This is a genomic window from Shimia litoralis (assembly GCF_005518135.1).
In the GTDB taxonomy this organism is placed as follows: Bacteria; Pseudomonadota; Alphaproteobacteria; order Rhodobacterales; family Rhodobacteraceae; genus Shimia_E; species Shimia_E litoralis.
This window is the reverse complement of sequence record NZ_SULI01000068.1, coordinates 1-960: the sequence shown is the minus strand read 5'-3', so window position 1 is coordinate 960 and position 960 is coordinate 1. Positions and strand designations below refer to the sequence as shown.

The following is a 960-nucleotide window of genomic DNA, read 5'->3' as shown; positions in this document are numbered from 1 at the left end:
AACAAAAGAAAAGGGCAGGTCTTTCGACCTGCCCTCTATTAGGTACGTATCGTTCAGGAATTAGAACGAGAAACGCAGACCCAGGTCGGCACGTGTACGGCCAGCCAGATCAGCTACACCACCTTCGAGGAAGGTGCCGCCGCCGAAGCGGTGCTGGAAGCCAATACCCATGTTTTCGTCGCCTGTGCCACCGGCCAGAGCTTCGTCATGGTTGATATAGGCACGGATGAAGGTTGCAGAACCAACTTGGTACTGACCACCGATACCGTATTTGCTGCCGCCTGTGCCGTTATCTGCATATTGCAGAGTCGCGTCCAGGTTGCCCCATGATCCGCCAGCTGTGAATGCGAATTCAGTGTCAGCTGCAGAGTTGGAGTCTTGGCCAGCCAGAGCAAATGTGTAGTTGCCCATTGTGTAGGAAACGGCCAGAGCTGTACGCTCCAGAGTGCCTGCGCCGCCTTGAGAAGCTGCGTCAGGTGAGTAGGACAAGTGAACGCCCCAGTTGCCTGCTGCATAGATTACGTCCAGACCTTGACGACCGCCAGCACCGGAAGTGTACGCGTCACCCAGGAAGTTATACACAACGTTTGCGTAACCCAGACCTGTCAGACCAAGCGAACCAGCATACATGCCAGGCATGTTTTCCAGAGCACCCAATGTGTTACCAACAGAAACAGTCAGACCGCCTGTCGATACCCAGAAGCGTGGCATGTTGAAGCCAGCAGCTGAAGCGCCGTAACCGGTAGCAGCTTCGTTAGACTGGTAACGGATTTGAGCGCCAAAAGACAGACCGTTGTCGGATTCTGCAGATGCAGTTACGACCAAACGGAAACGGCTTTCAATGCGAGTTTCTGAGCCAGCAGCGCGGGCCTCGTCATAGTCGATGCCGAAGCGGCCGTAGCCGCCGAAGGTTACGTCTGCAGCAGCAACACCAGCGGTTGCAACAAGAGCAGTCGTAGC

Annotated in this window: 1 protein-coding gene; it reads right to left on the bottom strand. The window is 55.3% G+C overall.

The genetic code is table 11. The annotated features are described in order from the left end of the window. Positions 1-60: 60 nt before the first annotated feature. On the bottom strand, positions 61-960 hold a 900-nt coding region (locus FAP39_RS17365), incomplete at its 5' end, for a porin (RefSeq protein ID WP_138017627.1).